At 48.5% G+C, this 22,670-nt stretch carries 23 protein-coding genes; 16 read left to right on the top strand and 7 right to left on the bottom strand.

Translation table 11 applies throughout. The features are described 5' to 3' along the window. Positions 1 to 83 precede the first annotated feature (83 nt). From D9T21_RS13675 to rpsQ, 12 genes are all read left to right on the top strand, one after another. Positions 84 to 1,988: a tetratricopeptide repeat-containing diguanylate cyclase gene (locus D9T21_RS13675; RefSeq protein WP_123325528.1), complete on the top strand. Its 1,905-nt coding sequence runs from the start codon at positions 84 to 86 to the stop codon at positions 1,986 to 1,988. A gap of 826 nt (positions 1,989 to 2,814) precedes the next feature. Further along, positions 2,815 to 3,126 (top strand): 30S ribosomal protein S10, encoded by a 312-nt coding sequence (rpsJ, locus tag D9T21_RS13670; protein WP_010179497.1) that lies wholly within the window; start codon positions 2,815 to 2,817, stop codon positions 3,124 to 3,126. Between the two features lie 18 nt (positions 3,127 to 3,144). Next, positions 3,145 to 3,783 (top strand): 50S ribosomal protein L3, encoded by a 639-nt coding sequence (rplC, locus tag D9T21_RS13665; protein ID WP_123325527.1) that lies wholly within the window; start codon positions 3,145 to 3,147, stop codon positions 3,781 to 3,783. Between the two features lie 18 nt (positions 3,784 to 3,801). Next, positions 3,802 to 4,407, top strand: coding sequence for a 50S ribosomal protein L4 (gene rplD, locus D9T21_RS13660; RefSeq protein WP_123325526.1), 606 nt, complete (start codon positions 3,802 to 3,804; stop codon positions 4,405 to 4,407). Beyond that, entirely contained in the window at positions 4,404 to 4,703 is a 300-nt protein-coding gene (rplW, locus tag D9T21_RS13655; RefSeq protein WP_105935536.1) for a 50S ribosomal protein L23, read from the top strand. Before rplD ends, rplW begins: the two co-directional genes overlap by 4 nt. A 14-nt stretch (positions 4,704 to 4,717) precedes the next feature. Beyond that, positions 4,718 to 5,542, top strand: coding sequence for a 50S ribosomal protein L2 (gene rplB / locus D9T21_RS13650; RefSeq protein ID WP_123325525.1), 825 nt, complete (start codon positions 4,718 to 4,720; stop codon positions 5,540 to 5,542). A 15-nt stretch (positions 5,543 to 5,557) separates the two neighbouring features. Then, positions 5,558 to 5,833, top strand: coding sequence for a 30S ribosomal protein S19 (gene rpsS / locus D9T21_RS13645; protein WP_070177558.1), 276 nt, complete (start codon positions 5,558 to 5,560; stop codon positions 5,831 to 5,833). An 11-nt stretch (positions 5,834 to 5,844) separates the two neighbouring features. Further along, entirely contained in the window at positions 5,845 to 6,177 is a 333-nt protein-coding gene (gene rplV, locus D9T21_RS13640; protein ID WP_070177559.1) for a 50S ribosomal protein L22, read from the top strand. Between the two features lie 9 nt (positions 6,178 to 6,186). Beyond that, the gene (rpsC, locus tag D9T21_RS13635; protein WP_070177560.1) at positions 6,187 to 6,891 is read left to right on the top strand and encodes a 30S ribosomal protein S3; all 705 of its coding nucleotides are present in this window, start codon (positions 6,187 to 6,189) and stop codon (positions 6,889 to 6,891) included. Positions 6,892 to 6,893: 2 nt separating this feature from the next. Then, complete coding sequence (gene rplP / locus D9T21_RS13630; RefSeq protein WP_105935539.1) at positions 6,894 to 7,304, top strand: 50S ribosomal protein L16; 411 nt, start codon at positions 6,894 to 6,896, stop codon at positions 7,302 to 7,304. Next, positions 7,304 to 7,495: a 50S ribosomal protein L29 gene (gene rpmC / locus D9T21_RS13625; protein ID WP_070177562.1), complete on the top strand. Its 192-nt coding sequence runs from the start codon at positions 7,304 to 7,306 to the stop codon at positions 7,493 to 7,495. Before rplP ends, rpmC begins: the two co-directional genes overlap by 1 nt. After that, the gene (gene rpsQ, locus D9T21_RS13620) at positions 7,495 to 7,752 is read left to right on the top strand and encodes a 30S ribosomal protein S17 (RefSeq protein ID WP_070177563.1); all 258 of its coding nucleotides are present in this window, start codon (positions 7,495 to 7,497) and stop codon (positions 7,750 to 7,752) included. Before rpmC ends, rpsQ begins: the two co-directional genes overlap by 1 nt. Positions 7,753 to 8,302: 550 nt before the next feature. Here rpsQ and D9T21_RS13615 read toward each other — a convergent pair. From D9T21_RS13615 to D9T21_RS13605, 3 genes are all read right to left on the bottom strand, one after another. Next, positions 8,303 to 9,289 (bottom strand): proline iminopeptidase-family hydrolase, encoded by a 987-nt coding sequence (locus tag D9T21_RS13615; RefSeq protein ID WP_123325524.1) that lies wholly within the window; start codon positions 9,287 to 9,289, stop codon positions 8,303 to 8,305. 69 nt (positions 9,290 to 9,358) lie between these two features. Further along, positions 9,359 to 10,441 carry a glycosyltransferase family 4 protein gene (locus tag D9T21_RS13610; protein ID WP_241155712.1) on the bottom strand — a complete coding sequence of 361 codons (1,083 nt, stop codon included), beginning with the start codon at positions 10,439 to 10,441 and terminating at the stop codon, positions 9,359 to 9,361. A gap of 2 nt (positions 10,442 to 10,443) precedes the next feature. Next, complete coding sequence (locus D9T21_RS13605; protein ID WP_123325522.1) at positions 10,444 to 11,478, bottom strand: glycosyltransferase family 9 protein; 1,035 nt, start codon at positions 11,476 to 11,478, stop codon at positions 10,444 to 10,446. 91 nt (positions 11,479 to 11,569) lie between these two features. On the opposite strand from D9T21_RS13605, the gene D9T21_RS13600 reads away from it, so the two are divergent. Next, positions 11,570 to 12,877, top strand: coding sequence for a 3-deoxy-D-manno-octulosonic acid transferase (locus D9T21_RS13600; protein ID WP_123325521.1), 1,308 nt, complete (start codon positions 11,570 to 11,572; stop codon positions 12,875 to 12,877). 363 nt (positions 12,878 to 13,240) lie between these two features. Further along, positions 13,241 to 14,326, top strand: a complete 1,086-nt coding sequence (locus D9T21_RS13595; protein ID WP_123325520.1) for a DUF2891 domain-containing protein — start codon at positions 13,241 to 13,243, stop codon at positions 14,324 to 14,326. A gap of 491 nt (positions 14,327 to 14,817) precedes the next feature. Here the strand turns inward: D9T21_RS13595 and D9T21_RS13590 are convergent, their stop codons facing one another. Beyond that, the gene (locus D9T21_RS13590) at positions 14,818 to 16,641 is read right to left on the bottom strand and encodes a cation:proton antiporter (protein WP_123325519.1); all 1,824 of its coding nucleotides are present in this window, start codon (positions 16,639 to 16,641) and stop codon (positions 14,818 to 14,820) included. 269 nt (positions 16,642 to 16,910) lie between these two features. Between D9T21_RS13590 and D9T21_RS13585 the strand changes: the two genes are divergently transcribed. Further along, the gene (locus tag D9T21_RS13585; protein ID WP_123325518.1) at positions 16,911 to 17,708 is read left to right on the top strand and encodes a vWA domain-containing protein; all 798 of its coding nucleotides are present in this window, start codon (positions 16,911 to 16,913) and stop codon (positions 17,706 to 17,708) included. Positions 17,709 to 17,824: 116 nt separating this feature from the next. After that, the gene (locus tag D9T21_RS13580) at positions 17,825 to 18,691 is read left to right on the top strand and encodes a hypothetical protein (protein WP_123325517.1); all 867 of its coding nucleotides are present in this window, start codon (positions 17,825 to 17,827) and stop codon (positions 18,689 to 18,691) included. A 60-nt stretch (positions 18,692 to 18,751) separates the two neighbouring features. Here D9T21_RS13580 and D9T21_RS13575 read toward each other — a convergent pair whose 3' ends face one another. From D9T21_RS13575 to thpR, 3 genes are all read right to left on the bottom strand, one after another. Beyond that, complete coding sequence (locus tag D9T21_RS13575; RefSeq protein WP_123325516.1) at positions 18,752 to 20,935, bottom strand: M3 family metallopeptidase; 2,184 nt, start codon at positions 20,933 to 20,935, stop codon at positions 18,752 to 18,754. A gap of 105 nt (positions 20,936 to 21,040) precedes the next feature. Then, positions 21,041 to 21,895, bottom strand: coding sequence for a formyltetrahydrofolate deformylase (gene purU, locus D9T21_RS13570; RefSeq protein WP_105935551.1), 855 nt, complete (start codon positions 21,893 to 21,895; stop codon positions 21,041 to 21,043). 68 nt (positions 21,896 to 21,963) lie between these two features. After that, positions 21,964 to 22,563 carry an RNA 2',3'-cyclic phosphodiesterase gene (gene thpR, locus D9T21_RS13565; RefSeq protein ID WP_123325574.1) on the bottom strand — a complete coding sequence of 200 codons (600 nt, stop codon included), beginning with the start codon at positions 22,561 to 22,563 and terminating at the stop codon, positions 21,964 to 21,966. Positions 22,564 to 22,670: the final 107 nt, after the last annotated feature.

Genomic DNA, 22,670 nt, shown 5'->3' with positions numbered 1-22,670 from the left:
TTGACGCAACCGGGCATTGTGCCATGCTCAATACGTAAACTATTTATGCTGGCGAAATAGCCGGCCAGCGAGGTTGAGACAGTTTGAAGTTTGAGTGTTTCGTTTTCCCGAGCAAGTTACTGCTGAGTGTATTGGCTGCGCTGACGTTTTTCATAGTCAGCACCAATGCCAGCGGTATCGACTGGCCTGAAGACAAAGCGACACTGCTTGATGAAATCAATCACCATCCCACTGACGTCATCAGTACCATTGAGAACAGGCTGAAGAATGCATCTCTTTCGGTGCATGAACAAGCCCAGTTCCATTATATTCTTAGTGATGCGTATTACGCCTTATTTCTGGGTGATGAGGCGCTGGCGGCTGCAAAGAAAGCCTTGTTACTGGCGCGTAAAACCGAAGATTCAGAGCTGGTACAGGTTTGCAACATAAAGGTGGCCAGGGCTTATGACACCATGGCCGACCCCACTCCGGGCATTGACTATGCACAACAAGCCTTAGCCTGGGCGATAGAAAACCAGTTTCCTTCTATCCAGGTAGACGCACTGATCGCACTAGGCTCGATTAATCTGACCACCGTAAACCTGGTAGAGGCGCTCGACTATTTTACCCAGGCGTATCGACTCGCTCAGCAACAGCAGGAAAGTGGAATGGATGCGGTTGCTCCGCATATTGCTTCCTTTATAGCGTTGGTATACGAAGCGCAGGAAAAATCGCGCTCGGCGATTCCCTACTTTGAAGAATCGGCCCGCTATTATCGGCAAACCGATAATCAGGTTGAGCTGTCAAACTCCCTGTATGGCCTGGGCCTCGCTTACGGCAAAATTCATCAGCTTGATAAAGCGGTTGATTACTTCAACGAAAGCATGGCCATATCTGTAGAAATTGGTGATAAACAAGGGGAGGCATATACAACTCAGGCACTGTTTGATGTGCTGTTGTCGAGCAACGAGGAGCACAGCAGTGAACAGCTTGCACAGCTAATGCCTATGCTGGATGAGGCCATAGACACTTTCCGGCAAAGTAATAATGTCCATTTACAGGTGGGTACACTGCTAATCAAAGCCAAATGGCTTGAGCGAAATGCGTTGCTTGAGCAAGCCTTTGAGGTAATTGAACAGCTGGAAACACTGATGGCAGAGCACGATATTATTCTGCAAAAGGCGACTATTCTGTCATTAAAAGCAAAATTACTAGCCGACTCGGGTGATTACGCTGCCGCTTACCAAACTCTACAGTCTGCCAGGCAAGAGGAAATAAAGCGCCGGCAAGAAACCGATGAAGAGCGGTTTCAACAGTTACGCGCCGGCTTCGAGCTGGACCAGAAAGAGTATGAAAACCGCTTGCTGGCAGAAACCAATGCCCGGCAAACTGCCGAACTGGCTATTAATAAACGGGACCAAACCATTGTCGCGTTAGTTATTGCCGTATTAGTAGTACTGTTTTTTGCCATAGTGTTTATGTACTTCAGCATAAAACGTCAGCACCAACAATTAGAAAAGCTGGCTCAAACTGATGAGCTCACGGGGCTGTATAACCGCCGTCAGACCTTTTTGTTACTCGAGCGTGAGAAAAAGCTGGCCGTCCGGCAGAATCAACCGCTGAGTGTCGCCATTGCAGATCTGGACGATTTTAAATATATCAATGATACCTATGGCCATCAGGTAGGAGATGAGGTGCTCAGGCATGTAGGCGAGCGCATAAAACGCGATTTCCGCAATACCGACATTATTGGCCGGATAGGCGGAGAAGAGTTCTTATTTGTGTTTCCGGCGACCGCTTGCGAGGAAGTTGCGGTTGCCCTGAGGCAATTTATGGATGAATGTAAGGTATTACCTGCAGCGCTCGCTGCTTATCCTGATATCAAAGTGGCCTTTTCCATGGGGCTGGTGGATGCCAAAGACCAGGAGTCTGTTACCCATACCCTGGCACGGGCGGATAACCTGATGTACCAGGCGAAGGCCAGTGGTAAAGACCAGTTGGTCCATTAAGGTGAGAAACCTCTATACATATATTCAAGTAACTAGCAGGACGATACTACGCACCCTGCTTAAATGACGGCTACTTGTTGTACTTCACTACTAAATGACTCAGTAGGTAAAAAACAGTAATAATACTAAACACAGGAAGCAATTGAAGCTTCTCGACAAACGATAAGCAAAACAGAACCGCGCTGACGAAAGCTGAAAACGCAACGCTAATTGCTAAAGTACTTAGCTGAGGCGATATCAGTATTTCTTTGACATTATCCATACGCAACCTCTAGCTTTACTCAGGCTCGTATGCAGTGGTAATCGCGATATCTGAGACAGCATTCGCTTCTTGTAAAGTTAATCCCTTCATATGTACATCCTAGTAAAATTTAACGATTGCGCTAATTAACGCAAATAAATCGTACTACTCACAAAGCGCTATCGCTACTGAACCTGAGGCGGTTTTTCCTGGCTTCATGGAAAAGGTGAAAATGTGACTATGAACCCCAGGATTTGCTGAGACAAAACGTAGCCAATAAGCTTTAACACAGCGATGATCGAATAATGTACAAAAAATGCAATCACCAGTTGCATTAGCACGGTAACTCTGTATAATTCGCGCCCACTTGCCCTGTACATATGTACCCAGGGCATGGTTTCGGCCGCAGCCACACTGCTTTTAGGGTGGTCGCCAAAGCAACGTCTTATTGATGTAGCGGGAGTGTTAGAAACAAAGAACAAGGTTCCAATTGGGAACCACTGGTTTATACGCACATCTTTTCGTCCCAAGAATAAAAGGGAGTGAGAAGATGATTTTTTTGTTCTTTCGATTGGAGCTTAATCGATGCCAAATCAAAGAATTCGTATTCGTTTAAAAGCGTTTGATCACAAGTTGATCGATCAGTCTACGGCTGAAATCGTTGAAACGGCGAAACGTACTGGTGCTCAGGTCAGCGGTCCAATTCCACTGCCTACTCGCAAAGAACGCTATACAGTTCTGATTTCTCCGCACGTTAATAAAGACGCGCGTGATCAATATGAAATCCGTACTCATAAGCGTTTGGTAGACATCATTGAACCAACTGACAAGACCGTTGACGCGCTGATGCGTCTGGACTTGGCTGCTGGTGTTGATGTTCAAATCAGCCTGGGCTAACAAGAGAGGGTAATAACAATGGCGATTGGTCTAGTCGGTCGTAAAGTGGGTATGACTCGCATCTTCACTGAAGATGGTACGTCGATCCCTGTGACTGTTATTGAAGCGACCCCTAACCGTGTTACTCAGTTACGCACTGATGAAACTGACGGTTATCGCGCACTGCAAGTTACTGCAGGTACCAAAAAAGCGAACCGCGTAAACAAGGCTTCAGCAGGTCACTTTGCTAAAGCTGGTGTTGAAGCTGGCCGTGGTCTTTGGGAATTCCGCCTGGAAGATAACGAAGGTGGCGACATCGAAGTAGGCAGTGAAATCACTGTTGAAATCTTCAACGACACCAAGAAAATTGACGTAACTGGTACGTCTAAAGGTAAAGGTTTCGCTGGCGCTATCAAGCGTTGGAACTTTTCTGCTCAACGCGCTACTCACGGTAACTCATTGTCTCACCGTGCACCTGGTTCAATTGGTCAAAACCAATCACCAGGTAAAGTATTCAAAGGCAAGAAAATGGCTGGTCAGCTTGGTAACAAGCAAGTCACCACTCAGTCTTTGGAAGTTGTACGCATTGACGTAGAAAACAGCCTGATCCTGGTTAAAGGTGCCGTACCTGGCGCAACTGGCGGCGACGTTGTCGTAAAGCCAGCTGTTAAAGCGTAACGTCTGGGAGTTGAACTGATGGAATTAACATTGAAAGATGCGCAAAGCGCTCTTGAAGTATCCGAAGCGACCTTTGGACGTGAATTCAACGAAGCCCTGGTTCACCAGGTAGTTGTAGCTTACGGCAATGGTGCTCGTCAGGGTACTAAAGCACAAAAGACACGTTCTGAAGTACGTGGTGGTGGTAAGAAGCCATGGCGTCAAAAAGGTACTGGTCGTGCTCGTGCCGGTACAATCCGCAGCCCAATCTGGGTTGGTGGTGGCCGTGCATTTGCTGCCAAGCCTCGTGACTTTGATCAAAAAGTTAACAAGAAAATGTATCGTGGTGCGATTAAGAGCATTCTGTCTGAACTGGTTCGCCAAGACCGTCTGGTAGTGGTTGAGAAGTTCGGTGTTGACACACCTAAGACTAAAGCTCTGGTTGCTAAGCTGAACGATCTGGAATTAAACGATGTATTAATCGTTACTCCGGAAGTTGAAGAGAACCTGTTCCTTGCTGCGCGTAACCTGTACAAGGTTGACGTACGTGACGTAGCTGGTATCGACCCGGTCAGCCTGATTGCATTTGAAAAAGTACTTATCACTGCTGATGCAGTGAAACAACTTGAGGAGGCGTTAGCATGAAAGAAGAACGTCTACTAAAAGTGCTTAAAGCACCACACGTTTCAGAAAAGTCTACTATGGCTGCTGAAGCGGGTAACACAGTTGTATTTAAAGTAGCTAAAGACGCGAACAAAGCTGAAATCAAAGCAGCAGTTGAGAAACTGTTCGAGGTTGAAGTCGATTCGGTTCGTACTGTTAACGTTAAGGGTAAAACCAAGCGTCACGGTATGTCTTTCGGTAAACGCAGCGACTGGAAAAAAGCGTATGTAGCGCTTAAAGAAGGTCAGGACATCGACTTCGTCGGTGGTGCTGAGTAAGAAGGGGATTAGAAATGCCATTAATGAAAGCTAAGCCAACTTCTGCCGGTCGTCGTCACGTAATCAAGGTTGTTAATCCTGATCTGCACAAAGGCGCGCCTTACGCACCTTTGCTGGAAAAGAATGACAAATCTGGCGGCCGTAACAACAATGGTCGTATTACTACACGTCACATCGGTGGTGGTCACAAGCATCACTACCGCGTAGTTGACTTTAAACGTAATAAAGACGGCATCCCAGCGAAAGTTGAGCGTTTAGAATATGATCCTAACCGTTCTGCAAACATTGCTTTAGTACTGTATGCAGATGGTGAGCGTAAGTACATCCTGGCACCTAAAGGTATCCAGGCTGGTGACGCAATCCAATCTGGCACCAACGCGCCTATCAAAGCGGGTAACGCTATGCCTATGCGCAACATGCCAGTTGGTACCATTGTACACGCGATTGAAATGAAGCCTGGCAAAGGTGCACAGATTGCACGTTCTGCTGGTGCTAACGCACAGATCCTGGCTCGCGACGGTAACTACGTTACTTTACGTCTGCGTTCAGGCGAAATGCGCAAAGTATTATCTGATTGCCGCGCCACCATTGGTGAAGTTGGTAACGCAGAGCACATGCTTCGTTCATTAGGTAAAGCTGGTGCAAGCCGCTGGCGTGGTGTTCGTCCAACCGTTCGTGGTGTTGTAATGAACCCGGTTGACCACCCACACGGTGGTGGTGAAGGTCGTACTTCTGGCGGTCGTCACCCAGTAACTCCTTGGGGTGTTCCTACTAAAGGTAAGAAAACCCGAAGCAACAAGCGTACCGATAAGCTTATCGTACGTCGTCGTAATAAATAATAGCGAGGATTCACCATGCCACGTTCTCTCAAGAAAGGTCCATTTATCGACCTTCACTTGCTGAAGAAGGTAGAGGCTGCAGTGGAAAAGAACGAACGTAAACCAATTAAAACCTGGTCACGTCGTTCTATCATCATCCCAGATATGATTGGGTTGACCATTGCAGTCCATAACGGCCGCCAACATGTACCTGTCATCGTAAGTGACGAAATGGTCGGCCACAAGTTGGGCGAATTTGCGCCAACGCGTACTTACCGCGGCCATGTCGCGGATAAGAAAGCTAAACGTTAAGGGGTAGGAAGATGGAAGCATTAGCTAAACACCGTTTTGCCCGCACGTCGGCTCAAAAAGCACGCTTGGTTGCGGATCAAGTTCGCGGTATGCACGTAGAAAAGGCACTAGAGCTTTTAACGTACAGCCCTAAGAAAAGCGCTACGCTGATCAAGAAAGTTCTGGAATCAGCAATCGCTAACGCAGAACATAACGAAGGTGCAGACATTGATGAACTGCGCGTCGCTAAGATCTACGTTGACGAAGGCCCAACTATGAAACGTATCAAGCCACGTGCCAAAGGCCGTGCGGATCGTATCTTTAAGCGTAGCAGTCACATCACTGTGGTTGTAGCGGATAACTAGGAGTAGATAATGGGACAGAAGGTACATCCTACAGGTATACGCCTGGGTATCAGTAAACCATGGACTTCTACCTGGTACGCTAATACCGCAGATTATGCAGATAACCTGTACAATGACCATCAGGTACGTCAGTACCTGACAAAACAACTGAAAAACGCTTCACTGTCTAAAATCGTGATCGAGCGTCCTGCTAAGAGCATCCGTGTGACTATTCACACTGCTCGTCCAGGCGTAGTAATCGGTAAGAAAGGCGAAGACGTTGAAAAGCTGCGTAACTATGTTTCTAAGCTGGCCGGTGTGCCTGCTCAGATCAACATTGCTGAAGTACGCAAGCCAGAGCTGGATGGTCAGTTAGTTGCTGACAGCATTTCAAGCCAGCTGGAACGCCGTGTAATGTTCCGTCGCGCTATGAAGCGTGCGGTTCAAAACGCAATGCGCCTTGGCGCAAAAGGTATCAAAGTAGAAGTTAGCGGCCGTTTGGGCGGTGCAGAGATTGCACGTTCAGAATGGTACCGTGAAGGTCGTGTTCCTCTGCACACTTTCCGTGCGGATATCGATTACGCGACTTCTGAAGCGTCTACTACTTACGGTATCATCGGCGTTAAAGTATGGATCTTCAAAGGTGAAGTTCTAGGTGGTTTACCTACAACTCAAGAGCCGGCAGCGCCAGCTCAACCTAAGAAGAAAGGCCGCAACGCTAAGCGAGAGGGCTAATCATGTTACAACCAAAACGCATGAAATTCCGTAAAATGCACAAAGGCCGCAACCGCGGTACAGCTGCGGGAGCTACTGTTGCCTTTGGTACTTACGGTCTTAAAGCGGTTGGTCGTGGTCGAATGACTGCGCGCCAAATTGAGGCTGCACGTCGTGCCATGACTCGTCACGTTAAGCGTCAAGGTAAAATCTGGATTCGGGTTTTCCCTGACAAGCCAATTACTGAGAAGCCTCTTGAGGTTCGTCAAGGTAAAGGTAAGGGTAACGTTGAGTACTGGGTATGCCAAATTCAACCTGGTCGTGTTCTTTATGAGATGGAAGGTGTTCCTGAAGCTCTGGCACGCGAAGCGTTTACTTTGGCTGCGGCAAAACTGCCATTTAAAACAACCTTTGTAACTCGGACGGTGATGTAATGAAAGCAGCTGAACTGAAAGAAAAAAGCGTAGAAGAGCTGAATGCAGAGTTATTAAACCTGCTACGCGAACAGTTCAACTTACGCATGCAGCATTCAACTGGCCAGCTTGAAAAAACCGACCAGTTGAAGAAAGTGCGTCGCAGCATCGCGCGTGTTAAAACCATTCTGACTCAAAAGGCTGATGCGTAATGACTGAGCAAAAAATTCGTACAGTACAAGGTCGTGTGGTTAGCAACAAAATGGATAAAACCATTACTGTTGCGGTAGAACGTTTTGTTAAACACCCTATCTACGGGAAGTTCATCAAGCGTACTACTAAACTGCACGCTCATGACGAAAGCAACGTGTGCAACGAAGGCGATACAGTTACTGTTCGCGAGTGTGCACCAATCTCTAAGAACAAATCTTGGATGTTGGTTGACGTTGTTGAGAAAGCTGGCGTTTAATCGCTACTTTCTAAGCGTTTAAAAAAAGCCGCTCTTTTGAGCGGCTTTTTTATTGCCTGTAACACTAGCAGACTTGCAAATTAGGGTGCTTAAGCTGGAATATTAGCTAAAGCCTTGTTAAGTTAGTTGTAACTATATTAAGTTGCTGAAAAAAAAGATTTTATCAGAGGTCTTTTTATGGTTAAGTTTATATTCAGGCTGTGTTAAGTAAAACTTTACGTTTGATATCTGCGTTTTAAAGCCGATCTGCCATTCAAGTTAACGCACCAACCATTTTCGCAAAACCAGCTATGAGGTTGATTTTGAGAATGGTTTCTATCCTCATGAATATTATGATTTTATTCTTTTAGAATTGCGTTTTTTTCAACTGTGTCAAAAATAAACAGCCACACAGTTTTCTATCTGTCCTTTGCAAACATAGATAGTTAGCTATGTAAAGGCAAAATGCTTGTCTACCAGGTATAGTTTAAAGCTATAACCGCATTACACTTTGAATATTAGTAAGAGCGTGCTGTGATACGACTCAGACGCAGGAAAACGGTATTTGGTTCTAATGCTTATCGTGTCGTTTAAGCCAGCTGGTTAATATTGCCTGGGTAATTAACGGTCGGTCACTGTAAAAACCGTGCGCACCGCCTGGCACTACTGCAAGCTCAGCTCCCGGGGTTAAGGCGAGGTAATCCTGAACCGTATCGATGCGGGCTGAGTCGTACTGGCCAATCATAAACAGGGTTTTCGCCGGGTTGATACGGCCGAGTAAGTGAGTGGCGTCGTAATGCTTTAGTACCCCGGTGGAAGAAAATTCACTGGGCCCCCACATGGCGTTGTAAATCACCGGATTAAATCCATTGCCGCCGACGTTCTGGTAATACTCCTGTTTAGCACTGGAAGCGGTTCCGGGACTGTAGTAAGCAGAATAAAGCTTGGTGTAAGCAGCACTGCATTTGACTTCGCCCGGCGGCTCAGATGACTCGCATTCACGCAGTGTTTGTTGTACTGCCTCGGGAGCAGCCTTAACCAGTAAGTTAGCATCCATGATCCAGTGAGGTGTTGAGATAAACGTGCCGCCAAGCACAGTGGATACCACATTGCTGGGGTACTTTGCGGTATATTCCAGCGCCAGTGCCGACCCCCAACTGTGACCAACTACATGCCAGCGCGGGATATTCAGGTGCTGACGAATAGTCTCAATAGATTCTACAAACCTTTCTACGCGCCAGTTGTCCGGATTATTGGTTTGCTCAGACTTACCGCTGTCGAGTTGGTCGTACATGATTACCATGCGGTCATCTGCGAGGCCTGTCATACCTGCAAAGCCATTGTGTGTACCGCCCGGCCCGCCATGGATAAAGATAACCGGTATCGCTGCCTTATGAGCTAAGCCATTAAGCCTGACATATACCTTACCGCCTTCAACGGGCACCATTAATTCCTTTTCTGCCGCAGCATAGGGCGGTGTTTCAGCAAAAACCTGAGGAACAAAAAGCAATACCAGAGTCAGTAGCAGCGGTGATAACAGTAAACGGCAGGATTTCATTACAACGGAACCTTTAATTTGAGTGGTCCCGGCCAGTATAAAAGGGTTTGAGTTTATGCTCCAGCCGGCCTATCCCTTAATGTGTTGATACAGACTTAAATAGCCTTTTGCCATGGCTTCGGTCGAAAAGTGAGTACTTACATGATTTAATAGAGCTTCACTAAGGGCATGCCTCAAGTCGTCATTGTCCAGGGCAGAGCAGATTGCCGTGGCCAACTTATCTGAATCGCCAGCCGGTGTCAGCCAGCCGGTTTTCTCATGTTTAATAATTTCGGGTATGCCGCCGGACGGACTGGCGATCACCGGCACTTTACAGGCACCAGCTTGCAACAAAATAACACCGAGGCCTTCGGCATGTGCCGGATGTACCAGCAAATCAATATTGGGCAGTATTCTGGCCACCTGTTCGGTAAAGCCACACAAGCGGACATTATCGCTTATCCCTGCCTGGTCTATCTGAAGCTGATAATCATCAGCCAGACTGCCTTTGCCAAACAGTAAGCAGAGGGTGTTCGGCTGCTTTGCAACAACCTGCTTCATTGCCGCAATGATGTCGTGCTGCCCTTTACGCTCGATAAGCTGAGCGAAGTTTGCTAATACCCGGTAACCCTCTGGTATGGCAAACGTACAGCGAAACCAGTCAGGATCTTCAGCATAGTGAAATTCTGATAAGTCCACCGACGAATGGATAACCTGCTGAAATACCGATGCCGGGCAACGCTGTGAAACCACTTTCCGTACGCCTTCGGAGATACTGATTACGGCCTTATACTCGGCATATTTCAGGCGGCTTATGGCAGACTCCGGGTTATCAACTCGCCGCGTACAAATGGCTGGTATACCAGTATATCTGGCGATTATTGCGCCCCACAGATCGGCACCACGACGACTGTGTACATGCAGAATGTCAGGTTGTAATGCCCTGACCAACCCGGCCAGACGCCACAAAATACTGATGTCCGGTTCACCAGCATAGGGCAGGGCGTGTGTTTCACAGTCACTCAGACGCAAAGCGGCAATGTCACTGGCTTCAGCACACACCAGATGTTGTTCAACCGCGTTGCTTTGTACAGCAATGGCTTTAATGAGGTATTCCACCTGTTTGGCACCGCCATACAGGTGCCTGCCGAGTTCCAGATGCATTACACGCATGGTTATTGCAATCCTTGCAACGTGCTGAACACCTGCCCTGGGGTTATTGCCTGCATACAGTCAAAACGGCCGTCACAGACAGGGCGACGCTTACAGGGGGCACAACTTAAATCTGCATATAAAATACGGGCGCGAGGGTTCTGGGTTTGGGTATACGGCCGGGTTGAACCGAAAATAGCCACGGTGGGCCGTTGATAAACCATGCCCATGTGTGTCAGGCCGGTATCAACGCCGATGAGCGCCGCGCATTGCTCAATCACGGCAGCACTCTGGGTCAGGCTCAATGAACCAGCCATGCTCAGGCAGTGCGAATTGCCGCTGGCAAGATGCTCAGCGCTGTTCTTGTCGGCCGGCCCGCCAAGGATTATCACCTGATTTCCATCCTTCCCCAGCATAGCAATGAGTTTCTGCCAGTAGGGGAGTAACCAATGCTTTTGAGGGCGGGTTGTAAATGGGGCGATTACGATAAAGTTGCTGTGAAAGCCTTCTTCATTGAGCAGGTTACGCGCAGTTGTCCGATCCTGTTCGCTCAGCTGGAGGGTAAGTTGATAGGGGGCGTTACTAAACTTACCGGCCAGAAACTTGTACTCGCTGCTAATGTCATCTGACAGGGGCTTATCGAAAGACTGAGTAAGAAACCACTGACTGTGTTCCTTACTATTAAACCCCACCCGTTTACGCGCACCGGTGAACCAGGCTAACAGTGCACTTTTAAGTAACCCCTGGGCGTCAACAACCAGATCGAACTGTAAAGCTCTTAAAGTTCGCCGAAACCGCAGTAACGCTTTAAACAGCGCAAGGTATCGTCGTGATTTCACCAGTGCCCGCCATTCCTGTTTGGGCCAGGTAATAACGTTATCTACGTCCGGGTGGTTTGCCACAAGGGCGGCATAGGGGCTTTCAACCAGCCAGGATATGGTCACATGGTTGTCAAAATGCTGTTTTAAGCTGGACGGCAGACCTGAGGCCATTACAATATCGCCCATCGCACTTAATCTGATGATAAGCACTGCGGGTTTGGTGGCACTTGATGACATGCAATAAAAGTAAACGTGAAAACCTGTGTGTCAGTGAAACAAAACTTCACGACATTTTGATGACGGCCAGCATAACGGTGTACAAGGCAACATGAGCAAGCAACGCGCAACATATTCTCCTAAGTGGTATCAGGACGCCTTTCGCTGGTTTTATTCCTTTATTCTGGCAGTGCTTATTCCGTTTGCTTTTTTCACTCTCGTTAAACGCGGTATGACCCGCCAGAAGGACTATAACCGCCGCCGCTTTGAGCGGTTTGGCTACGTAGCTCACGCACCCAAGGCCAATGGCTATCTGTTTCATTGTGTGTCAGTGGGAGAGGTGGTCGCGGCGTCGGTACTGATTAAACGCATTATGCAGGAGCAACCAGAGCGACAGATAACCGTTACCACTACTACGCCTACCGGTTCGGCCCGGGTCCGGGCAATTTTTGGTGATAAGGTGCATCACTTTTACCTGCCCTATGACTTACACATGGCCATGGCGGGCATGTTGAGACGGATTAAACCCAGCGTGGTATTCATCACTGAGGTAGAGCTCTGGCCTAACCTGATCCATGCCTGCTGGAAACGTGACATTCCGGTACTGGTGGTCAATGCCAGAATGACCGACCGTTCAGCAAGACGTTATGCGAAGTTCCCCATCCTGTTCGAGCCAATGCTTAACAAGCTGGCGCATGTATGCGCGCAGGGCGACAGGGATTATGCGAACTATCGGTTCTTAGGCATGCCGGAAAGTAAGCTCACGCTAACCAATAATATTAAATTCGACCAGGCCTCTGCCCTGGATGCCTCGGTAAGCGGCTTTTTAGGACTGGAGCACAGTGGCCGAAAAGTACTTGTGGGAGGAAGTACCCATGATCCTGAGGAAACGGTATTGCTGCAAACCTACCAGGCGGTGAAAAAACACTGCCCGCAACTTCTTTTGGTACTGGTTCCCCGCCATCCTGAACGATTCGAGACGGTAGCCCGACTTATCCAGAGAGCCGGTTTAACCATGACACAAAGTGCGTCGGCCAATAGTGTATCCGATGATTGCGACGTGTTACTGGTAAATGAAATGGGTAAGCTTAATGCAGTGTACACCGTGGCCGATTTTGCCTTTGTCGGCGGCAGTATTGCCGACCGGGGCGGTCATAATGCGCTTGAACCGGCAGCCAGAAAACTGCCGGTTATGATGGGGCCAAATACCTACAACAACCCGGTTATCTGCGCCAAATTAGCAGAGTCCGGTGCACTGTTTATTGTTGAAGATGCCGCTGCCATGACCGAGCTTACCCTTTCCTGGTGCAAAAATGCAGATGCCGCAGCGCAGGCTGGCCTTGCCGGTTACGCCGTGCTGGAGCAAAACAGTGGTGCGCTGGATAAAACAATGAAAGTTGTTGAGTTATATAACAACTGATAGGCTAAGTTCTGTAGTGATTTCTCCTCAGGGCTTTGATTATGCAAGGAAAGCGTGTCTTCCCCAGCCTGTCACCGGTGACCAGGTTTAACACTCAATATATGCCGCATCGGGCAGTTAATTCAGTCGGCCATCCTGGCATCCGAACCATGCCAGGTCCCTCCTCGGATAATGGCTAACTGAATAAAGGAATATGGGGCAAGGCGACGGCCTGCCCCATTATTCTGAAACATCTTGTCACTACATTTTCTCTTAACGCCATAAACCGCTTATGGTATGCCTGGTTTCAAAACTCCTTTACTTACCGGCATGAATTGCAGACCATGCCTGATAACCATCACAAATAAAAAGGAAAATCAGATCATGGTTATTTTCAGGCTGCTAACGATTCTGCTCGCCATTGCGCTGAGTATCTGGTCTTCGTATAGTCAGGCAAGCACCCCGGCACTTACTCTTGAAGAAGCTAATCGTCTGGCTTCTCTACCACTCAAATGTACCCAGGTGGAGTATCCCAATAAACTCAATCAGGTGCTGGATGGTGACGAATATCTGAAATCACCCAAAGCACTGCACCCGGCCTTTTATGGTTGTTTTGACTGGCACTCTAGCGTGCATGGTCATTGGATGATGGTCAATCTGCTGCGTAATTTTCCGGATCTTGCTGAAAGAGAAACCATTAAAGCAATCCTGAAAACCAATCTGACGGCAGAGAACATTGCAGTAGAAGTGGCTTTTTTTGCGACGCCCGGTAATAAAAACTACGAACGCATTTACGGCTGGGCGTGGTTACTAACGCTGGCAGCCGAACTGCACAACTGGCATGATCCGCTGGCCAGAAAGCTGGAGCAAAACCTTAAGCCATTAACTGAGCTGATGGTTAGTAAGTATGAAACCTTTTTACCGAAACTTATCTATCCTATTCGCACCGGTGAACACCCCAACACCGCATTCGGGCTTTCAATGGCGTATGACTTTGCCGTGGCAACAGATAACGATGCGCTGGCACAACTCATCAGAGCGCGTGCCTTGCACTGGTACCTTAGTGATAAGCAGTGTCCCCTTGCCTGGGAGCCTAACGGATTCGATTTTCTGTCGCCCTGTTTTGAAGAGTTAAACCTAATGCGCAAGGTACTACCCGGGGAGCAGTTCAAAAGCTGGGCTGGTGATTTTATACCAGAACTGATTAATCAGACATTTACTCTGGAGCCTGCCCGTGTGAGCGATCGCACTGATGGAAAACTGGTTCATCTGGACGGGCTCAATTTCAGCCGGGCCTGGTCGTTGTATGGGGTTGCCAAAGCGTTTCCTGCGGAATACGGTCATCTGCAAGCTATTGGCGATGCGCACGTTAATGCGGCATTACCGACTATTGTAGATAACCACTATGAAGGAACGCACTGGCTAGGTAGCTTTGCCATGTATGCACTGCTTAGTCGCCAGGGGCTCTGACGGCATGCACCGGCTGGGAGCGAGCCCCAGTCACAGGGTTGATGCCAGCGCTATTCCTCAAGCTCAAAGAAAAATGACAGAGTAGCCCTTCGATGGAAGTGCAAAGAAACACCACTAATGATGATTTTTGTCAAAAAATCGGCGAACGGGCAGCCCCCCGAGATTGTATACCGGCCCTATTATTTCTTTGCTAACCATCGAAAAGGAGCTTCTTGCCTACCAGATTAACCAATTTGGTGCGATGAAGCATATTGTGCTTTATTGTGGTGCTTTGTAAGGCATACTTTTGGTGAAATTGGCTGGATATATTTATAAAGTTCCAATATTTCAGTTATTTATAAATTATACTAAAGTTGGCCTGTTGATTGCTATAACCAAGCGACGCTGTAATTAGGCAAAACAAAAATTCAAAAGGTTGCACCTAACGCACCATCTAATTGCTCGTTGTTTCCAGGGAGAGGCACCCTGTCCACAGACAGGGTGCTATTCTGTTAGTCTTTTGCCGGCTTCACGACTTTTTCTGAATCCAGCACCTCAGCTTCCACCAAACTGACCAGCTTACTGCCAGCGCGCGGAATCGTTTCATCTGAACTAAGCAAAACATGCATGCGGTTATTTTCGTTGATGTACATCAGTGGGGTAGCAGCATCACCGTACTTTTCCATATAGTCCTTAAAAGTGAACTCAGGTGTAAGCGCCGTGGTTTTTATTTGCGCACCACGACTAACCGCACTGGCCAGGTACCCGTAGGTAATGCCTTCAGCAAACAACGACAGTTTTTTAGCATAATCCCTGGAAACCTGATGGCTAGGCCGGGTTGCGAGTTCATTGTTGGTCAGGCCCCAGACCTTATCCTTACCCAACGTGTACTCAAAATGATAACCAATCATAGGATTTAGCTGTTTATAGGGCGATAACAGCAGTACCGTACCTATGGTGTTTAAATCCAGATGGATGGCGGCATGCTCAGATGTAGGATTACCAAAATACACCGGGATATCCTGCATTCTGGCCGCGCGGATAGCATCCCAGTTGGTATCGGCTACCCGTACCGGCACCTTATGTTTAATCAGTTCTTTGGCCAGCATGCGACTGAATTCGCTGGCACCAAACAGCAGAAATCCATTGGGTACCGGAGCGCGCACCTTGAGCAGTGCCGCTACGGGCTTAGCCGTAAGGCCCTGTAACACCACGGTGGCAATGATCACCAGGAAAACTAACGGCACGATGATTTCTACCTGGGCATAGCCGAGTTGCTCCAGTTTGAGTGAAAACAAGGCGGAGACAGCCGCGGCAACGATACCTCGTGGAGCCAGCCAGCTCAGCAAAGCCAGTTCGCGCAGGTTAAGTCCGGTACCGATGGATGAGACAAACACTGCCAGCGGACGGGCAATGAAAATGATCGAGAATAAAACGGCCACTGCTGCCCAGCCTACATCTGCCACGGCGCCTAAATCGAGGCGGGTAGCAAGTAATATAAACAGCCCGGAAATAAGCAAAACACTGAGCGTTTCCTTGAACTCAAGGATGTCCTCAACGTCCACATCCCGCATGTTCGCCATCATGACGCCTATCACGGTAACGGTTAGCAGCCCGGACTCGTGAGCGAAATAATTGGAACCGGCAAAGGCTGCCAGGATGATGGTTAGGACCGCTGTATTGCGTAAATAATGAGGAACCAGATTGTGGCGCAGAGTGATCCCCAGGAAGTAGCCCACTGCCATACCCAGGCCGAGCCCGATACCGATCGTTTTACCAAAAGCTACCAGGGTGTGAGACACGGCGCTCTGCGACGAAATGATATATTCGTAAACCAACACCGCCAGTAATGCTCCGATGGGATCAATAATAATCCCTTCCCAGCGCAGTATATTGCCAAGGTTTGTCTGGGGGCGTACGGTTCGAAGCATAGGCACAATAACGGTGGGCCCGGTTACGGTGACGATGGCTCCGAATAAGAACGAGAGCTGCCAGCTAATGTCCAGCGCATAGTGGGCCACAGTGGCGGCGATGATCCAGGTGACCAGAACCCCGATGCTACAGAGGTTTCTGACCATGTTACCGTGCCCGGCAATATCACTGTATTTAAGGGTCAGCGCACCTTCAAACAGAATAATGGCGACCGATAGCGATACTACCGGAAAGAGTAAATCACCAAACAGGGCGTCTGCATCTAATACATTAAAAACCGGACCAACCAGAATACCCACGACTAACAGAGGCAAAATGGCCGGTAAACGGATCTTGTAAGCTAAATACTGACAACTGATTGAAAGCAGGCCGACGGCGACCAGAGCAATAGTTGGATCTGACACTCAAAGAGTCCTTATTATTGTTTGGCTGTTACCTAAAACAACAGCAATTAGATTCCTACCAGATGTTATACACCAGAATTGTATCATGTGTTCACTTTCCGCTCTGGAAACGGTTTAAATGATACAGGTATAATTATGTCGAAGTTTTTTACAAAAATGATAATAATGTTGGCTTCAACTTTTATAAATCAATGATCTTGAGCCACTTTTTTTAATGGAATGATTATTGCATTTTTTCTTTTATAACAACGCATTACCGTAGTAAAAAAATGAAAAGACAGAACAGAAAAACGTGGTCAGCCCTGATAGCCGCCGTTATGCTCGGGTTTGGTTTATTCACTGTTACGGCCCCTGCTAATGCGGCCCTTATTAAAACCGATATTGTTATGCTGGTGGACGAAAGTGGTTCAATGAGCACTATCCACAATAACCTTCGTGACAGCATAGGTACCTTTGCCAGTATTTTGCAAAACGGTGGGCTGGACGCTCAGTTTGCACTTATAGGCTACGGCTTTGCAGGTGACAGCATCCGTCTCCTGTCTGATTTCGTTGATGCGGTAGGCTTTGCCAGTGCAATGGCAGGGATCACACCAGTTGGCGCCGATGAACCCGCTTATGATGCCACGGCTTACGCGCTGGAAGCGCTGCCTTCAGAACAGCCAGGGCTCAGTTACCGCGACGATGCGGTGAAAAACCTGATTTTGTTTGCCGACGAAGCCAGCAACAGCGACAACTATTTCGATGCCGACTCACTGGATGGCGTGCTAAAAGACAACTCTGCGTTGTTTAATGTGGTATTGGGCGGTGAATTTGGCGAGCTGATTGACTTAGCTCTGAATAATGGCGGTAACAGCTTCGATTTAAACGAGCTTAATACCACCGTGCAGAGTGAAATCGATGATTTCGTCACTAATTTCGCCGAAGTGAAATTACAGGAAACCGTGGACTTTTGTGCGGAAAACCCGGAACATCCCGCTTGTACAGACAGTGAACCGGTTCCGGCGCCAGCCGGCATTGCATTGCTTTCTCTGGGTCTGTTGCTCCTGACTCGTAAAAAGCTCAGCTAAACCTTATAGGGGAAGCTGATGTTCCCGGCAGGCAAAATCGCTGTTTGCCGGGTGAGTACAAATCGCCAGTCTTATTAGCGGCAACAAATGGAACGTTTCACCGCGTTAATTGAGTTATGAATAATCTTTCTTTTATGGCAGGTGCTGGTAAGGCACTTGCAATGAGCCTGTTATTGCTCCCTGCCGCTTGCAGCAGTACGGATTCTGGCAACGACAGCGGTATCGAAGTGCTCGAAGACATTGTTTTAGACGAACAGTTAGTGGAAACCTCGGGCTTATATTGTGATGCCAACCATATTTACACTATCAATGATTCGGGCAACAGCCCCGACTTATTTACTCTGGATACTGCCGGCACGATTATAAAAAGTGAGAAATTGCCGCGCAAGAATACAGACTGGGAGTCGGTAACGGCAGACAGCGAGTTTTACTACATTGGTGACTTTGGTAACAATGCCGGTAAACGCAGTGATCTGGCAGTGTTAAAGGTCAGCAGGGCCGATACGGGCGATATCACGCCTTTACCGGTCAACTATGAAAACTACGATGTTGGCAAAAACGAGTACTACGCGCACGATTACGATGCAGAAGCGATGGTCTCCCGGGGCGACCAACTGGTACTGTTTTCCAAGAGCTGGCTAACTCGTGTAGTAAAAGTGTATTTGCTCGACAAGGGCAAGGTAACCCCGCTTTTATCGCCGGTAGCAGAGGTATCAGGGATCCCTGGAGTGGTAACTGGCGCTGATTTTGACGCACAAAATAACCGCTATGTAATTGTTGGCTATACCAGTAATGCTCTGGGCATGTTCAAGCCGTTTATTGCCACCCTGTCAGCTGAGTTTGACCTAATCAGTACCTATAAGCTTAACGGCTACGGGCAGGTAGAAGGCCTCTGTGTTCGCGAAAATAATACTATCTGGCTGACTCAGGAAAGCTCACCACTGAGTGCTGCAAAGCTTATTAAGGTGAAGTTGCCCGAGTAACCGGGGCAGAAACAAAAAGGCCAGCCTTGCGGCTGGCCTTTATTTTATTAACCGTTTCGGTTACTTATCCTGCTCTGATGTTACCGGAAAGCCACGGTCACGCATAAGCGCTTCAACGTTAGCATCGCGACCACGGAACATGCGATAGGCCTCGGCCGGATCCATAGCATTGCGCACCGAGAATAAGTACTTCACCAGCTTGGCTGACACTTCTTCATCGTAAAAGCCGCCCGGCGCTTCTTCAAAAGCTTCTGCTGCATCCGCGGTTAATACTTCTGCCCACATATAGCCATAGTAACCCGCTGAATAACCCTCACCAGAGAAAACATGGCCAAAGTGAGGAGTACGATGACGCATCACAATTTCTTCAGGCATGCCAAGTGCTTTGAGTTGTTCACGCTCAAAACTGTCTGGTTCGATACCGGCAGGATCTGTGGTGTGATAAAGCAGATCCATGATGGCAGACGCCATATATTCGGTAGTCTTGAAGCCTTCATTAAAGGTCGATGCCTTCTTGATTTTAGCAATCAGGCTGTCCGGAATGGGTTCGCCGGTTTCATAATGTACCAGGTACTCATCAATGACTTCATCAGTGGTCAGCCATCGCTCCAGTAACTGCGACTGGAACTCAGTGTAGTCTCTGACGCCAGAGTGTGAAGTGGGGTATTTAACGTTTGCTGACAGGAAGTGCAGCGCATGGCCAAACTCATGGAAGTACGTTTCAGCGTCATCCCAGGAAATCAGCGTTGGCTCACCTTCCGGTCCTTTCACAAAGTTCGAGTTGTTAGACGACAGAACGTTTTTGTCACCATCAAAGGTGGTGTGTCTACGGTAGGTAGTTGCCCAGGCGCCGGAGCGTTTACCCTGACGAGCAAACGGATCCAGATACCACAGGCCAACCAGTTCGCCAGAGTCCTTATCGGCCACTTCCCATACTTTCACATCAGGATGGAATACCGGTACCGTGCCCGCCGGAACCGGTTTAAAGTCAAAGTTGAACAAGCGCCCGGCCACATAAAACATGGCTTCGCGCAGTTTATCCAGTTGCAGGTATTGTTTCACCTCATTGGAATCTAGGTCGTATTTCGCGAGACGAACTTTCTCGGCGTAAAAACGATAATCCCAGGGTTTAATTTCGATGTCCGCATCTTCGGCATCGGCAATGGCCTGCATGTCGGCCACTTCTTCCTCTACCCGGGCCAGTGCCGCTGGCCAGACTTTCATCATCAGCGCCATGGCATTTTCAGGGTTCTTCGCCATGCGATCTTCGAGGCGCCACTGAGCGTAGTTATCGTAACCGAGCAGCTGAACGCGTTCATGGCGCAGGGTAAGGATTTGTTTGATGATGTCGTTGTTATCAAACTCGTCGCCATTATCGCCACGGTCGTAATAGGTGCGCCATACTTTTTCGCGTAAATCCCGCTGCGTTGAGTAGGTCAGGAAAGGATCCATTGATGAACGCGTATTGGTAATGGCATACATGCCTTCCTTACCACGGTCTGCGGCAGCAGCGGCTGCTGCTTTAACAAAACTTTCCGGTAAGCCGTCGAGTTGCTCGGCTGTAATATACGTGACGTAATTTTCTTCGTCTGCCAGTACGTTATTGGAAAAACGGGTATGCAGGCTTGCCAGCTCTTTGTTGATTTCGGCGTAACGGGCCTTAGCTTCACCCTCAAGGGTAGCACCATTGCGGGCAAAACTGTTATAGATGAGCCACGTGATACGTTGCTCTTCGTCAGTAAGCGTGTTTAGTTCGTCACTTTCATAAACCGCTTTAATGCGCTCGAAAAGCTTGCTGTTCTGATTGATTTTGGAGCGGTAGGCTGACAGCTTGGGTGATAACTCCCGCTGCAGTTCACGGAACGCCGGACTGGATACATTAGAGCTCCAGATACCATAATAGGTATAGACCCGGCCAATGGTGTCGCCGGCCTTCTCGTAAGCCACAATCGTATTGGCGAAATCCGGCGCTTCGGGGTTGTTTGCAATCGCATCAATTTCGGCCAGGTGTTCGGTCATAGCCGCTTCCATGGCTGGCATCAGATCGTCCAGTTGCATATCTTCAAAGGCTGGTACGCCACCATAGGGGCCTTTAAAAGGTTGCAGCAAGGTATTTTCAACTGTCTGGCTGGTTGTTTCGGCAGCACCTGAGGCGGTATTTTCGTTGCCCGATGGTGCGTCAGTACAGCCTGCCAGTGCCAGCACTATGGCGGTGGCAGTGAGCGTCTTTTTTATTGTAAGCATAGAGTTCCTGTCATTTTGTTATTGTAGAGTTATCTATTGTGGTGCTTTGGCTCTCAGGTATGCAACTGACAGGCGTTGTATGGCGCGCTGCCAGCGACAAAAGGACTAAGCGAATACCACAGTTTTGTTGTGGTGAATGATGACCCGGTCTTCGAGGTGGTTACGCACACCGGTAGCCAGCGCATTAACTTCGCAGTCTTTCCCTTTACGTACCATGTCGGCAGCTGTATCACTGTGGCTGATGCGTTTAACACTTTGCTCAATAATCGGGCCTTCATCGAGATCACGGGTAACGTAGTGGCAGGTTGCACCAATGAGTTTTACGCCGCGATCATAGGCTTGCTGGTAGGGCTTGGCCCCGGCAAAGGAGGGCAGAAAGCTGTGATGGATATTAATTGCTCTGCCGGCCAGTTTTGAGCAAAGATTGTCGGGCAGGATTTGCATAAAACGGGCAAGTACCGTGAGGTCGATGGCATATTCATCCAAAAGTACTTCAATTTGTTTAAATGCGTTTTCTTTCCCCAGGGTCTTAAAGTCTACCCAGTGAAAAGGCACTTTGTACCAGTCAGCAAACTGCTTCATTTGCGGGTGGTTACCAATAATGCAGGGAATATCGCAATGTAACTCGCCGGTATGCCAGCGATGCAAAATATCCACCAGACAATGGGATTCAACACTACTGAGCAGTGCTACTCGCTGGCGCTTGGATGAATCAGTTACCTTCCACTGCATCTGGAACTCATTCGCCAGCGGGGTAAATTCTTCAATAAAACGATCATAAGAGAGCGTTAATGAGTCGGTACTGATTTCGTGGCGCATAAAAAACCGACCGGTCTGAACGTCGGTATGATGGCTGGCTTCGAGGATTGACGCATCATGGTCAGCCAGAAACTGGGATACTCGTGCAACCAGGCCAACCTGGTCGGGGCAATCGATAATAAGTCTGAAAGTTTGGTGCATGTTACTGGTGTTCTCTAAAGTGATGTGTCTTTTTACCGAGCAGCGACAGTGCTGTAAAGAGGCAAAGGTTAAAAATTCCCGCGCAGCAATTTTTCGCGCACTGAGTTAGTGTTACGCAGCGGCCAGCTTTGGCGAATAGGGTATGTTACACCAGATTGAGTAGAGACCGATTCAAATAAATGGAACTGACTAAACTGGCAGACAACTGAGGGCGGAAAAAGCGGTGGGGGAAAGTCAGCTTTAACGTTGCGGATCATTGTAACATGAGGCTGATAGTCGCGCTTCTCGACGGTGATGCCTGCCTGACGGGCGGCGGCCGTTGCCTTTGCGGCCAGTTCTGACAACGGTTCCGGAACCTGTTCGGGGCCAACATAGAAAATCTTCGGCCCCGACCAAAAGCCGGTTGTATTGAGCGACAATTCAAAAGGTTGCGACGTCACCTCAGCGAGGCACTCGGTTACCGCTTCTAACTGGCGTGGCGAAACAGACCCTAAAAAGCACAGGGTAATATGAAAGTTAGCTGCCGGCACCGGGCGCGGCTGGCGTATGGGCGCTTTAGTATTCAGCGGCATTTTGACGCGCGGAAGTTCCGGCAGGCATTTCTCCCGCCAGCAGTCCAAGGCCAGTTTGTTCGCTGGCGATAAACCCAATCCAATAAAATAACGCATGTTACGTCCGGGCCTGATAAGCTCTGAGGTTATACCAATCTGCATAGAAGTTTACCCTCTCAGAGTGATCCCTGAGGGCTAGACGAAAACGACTTAGATCACGACGC

The organism is Marisediminitalea oceani (assembly GCF_003731635.1).
In the GTDB taxonomy this organism is placed as follows: Bacteria; Pseudomonadota; Gammaproteobacteria; order Enterobacterales; family Alteromonadaceae; genus Alteromonas; species Alteromonas oceani.
Note: the sequence above shows the minus strand (reverse complement) of the source record. Positions and strands in the feature narration are given on the sequence as shown.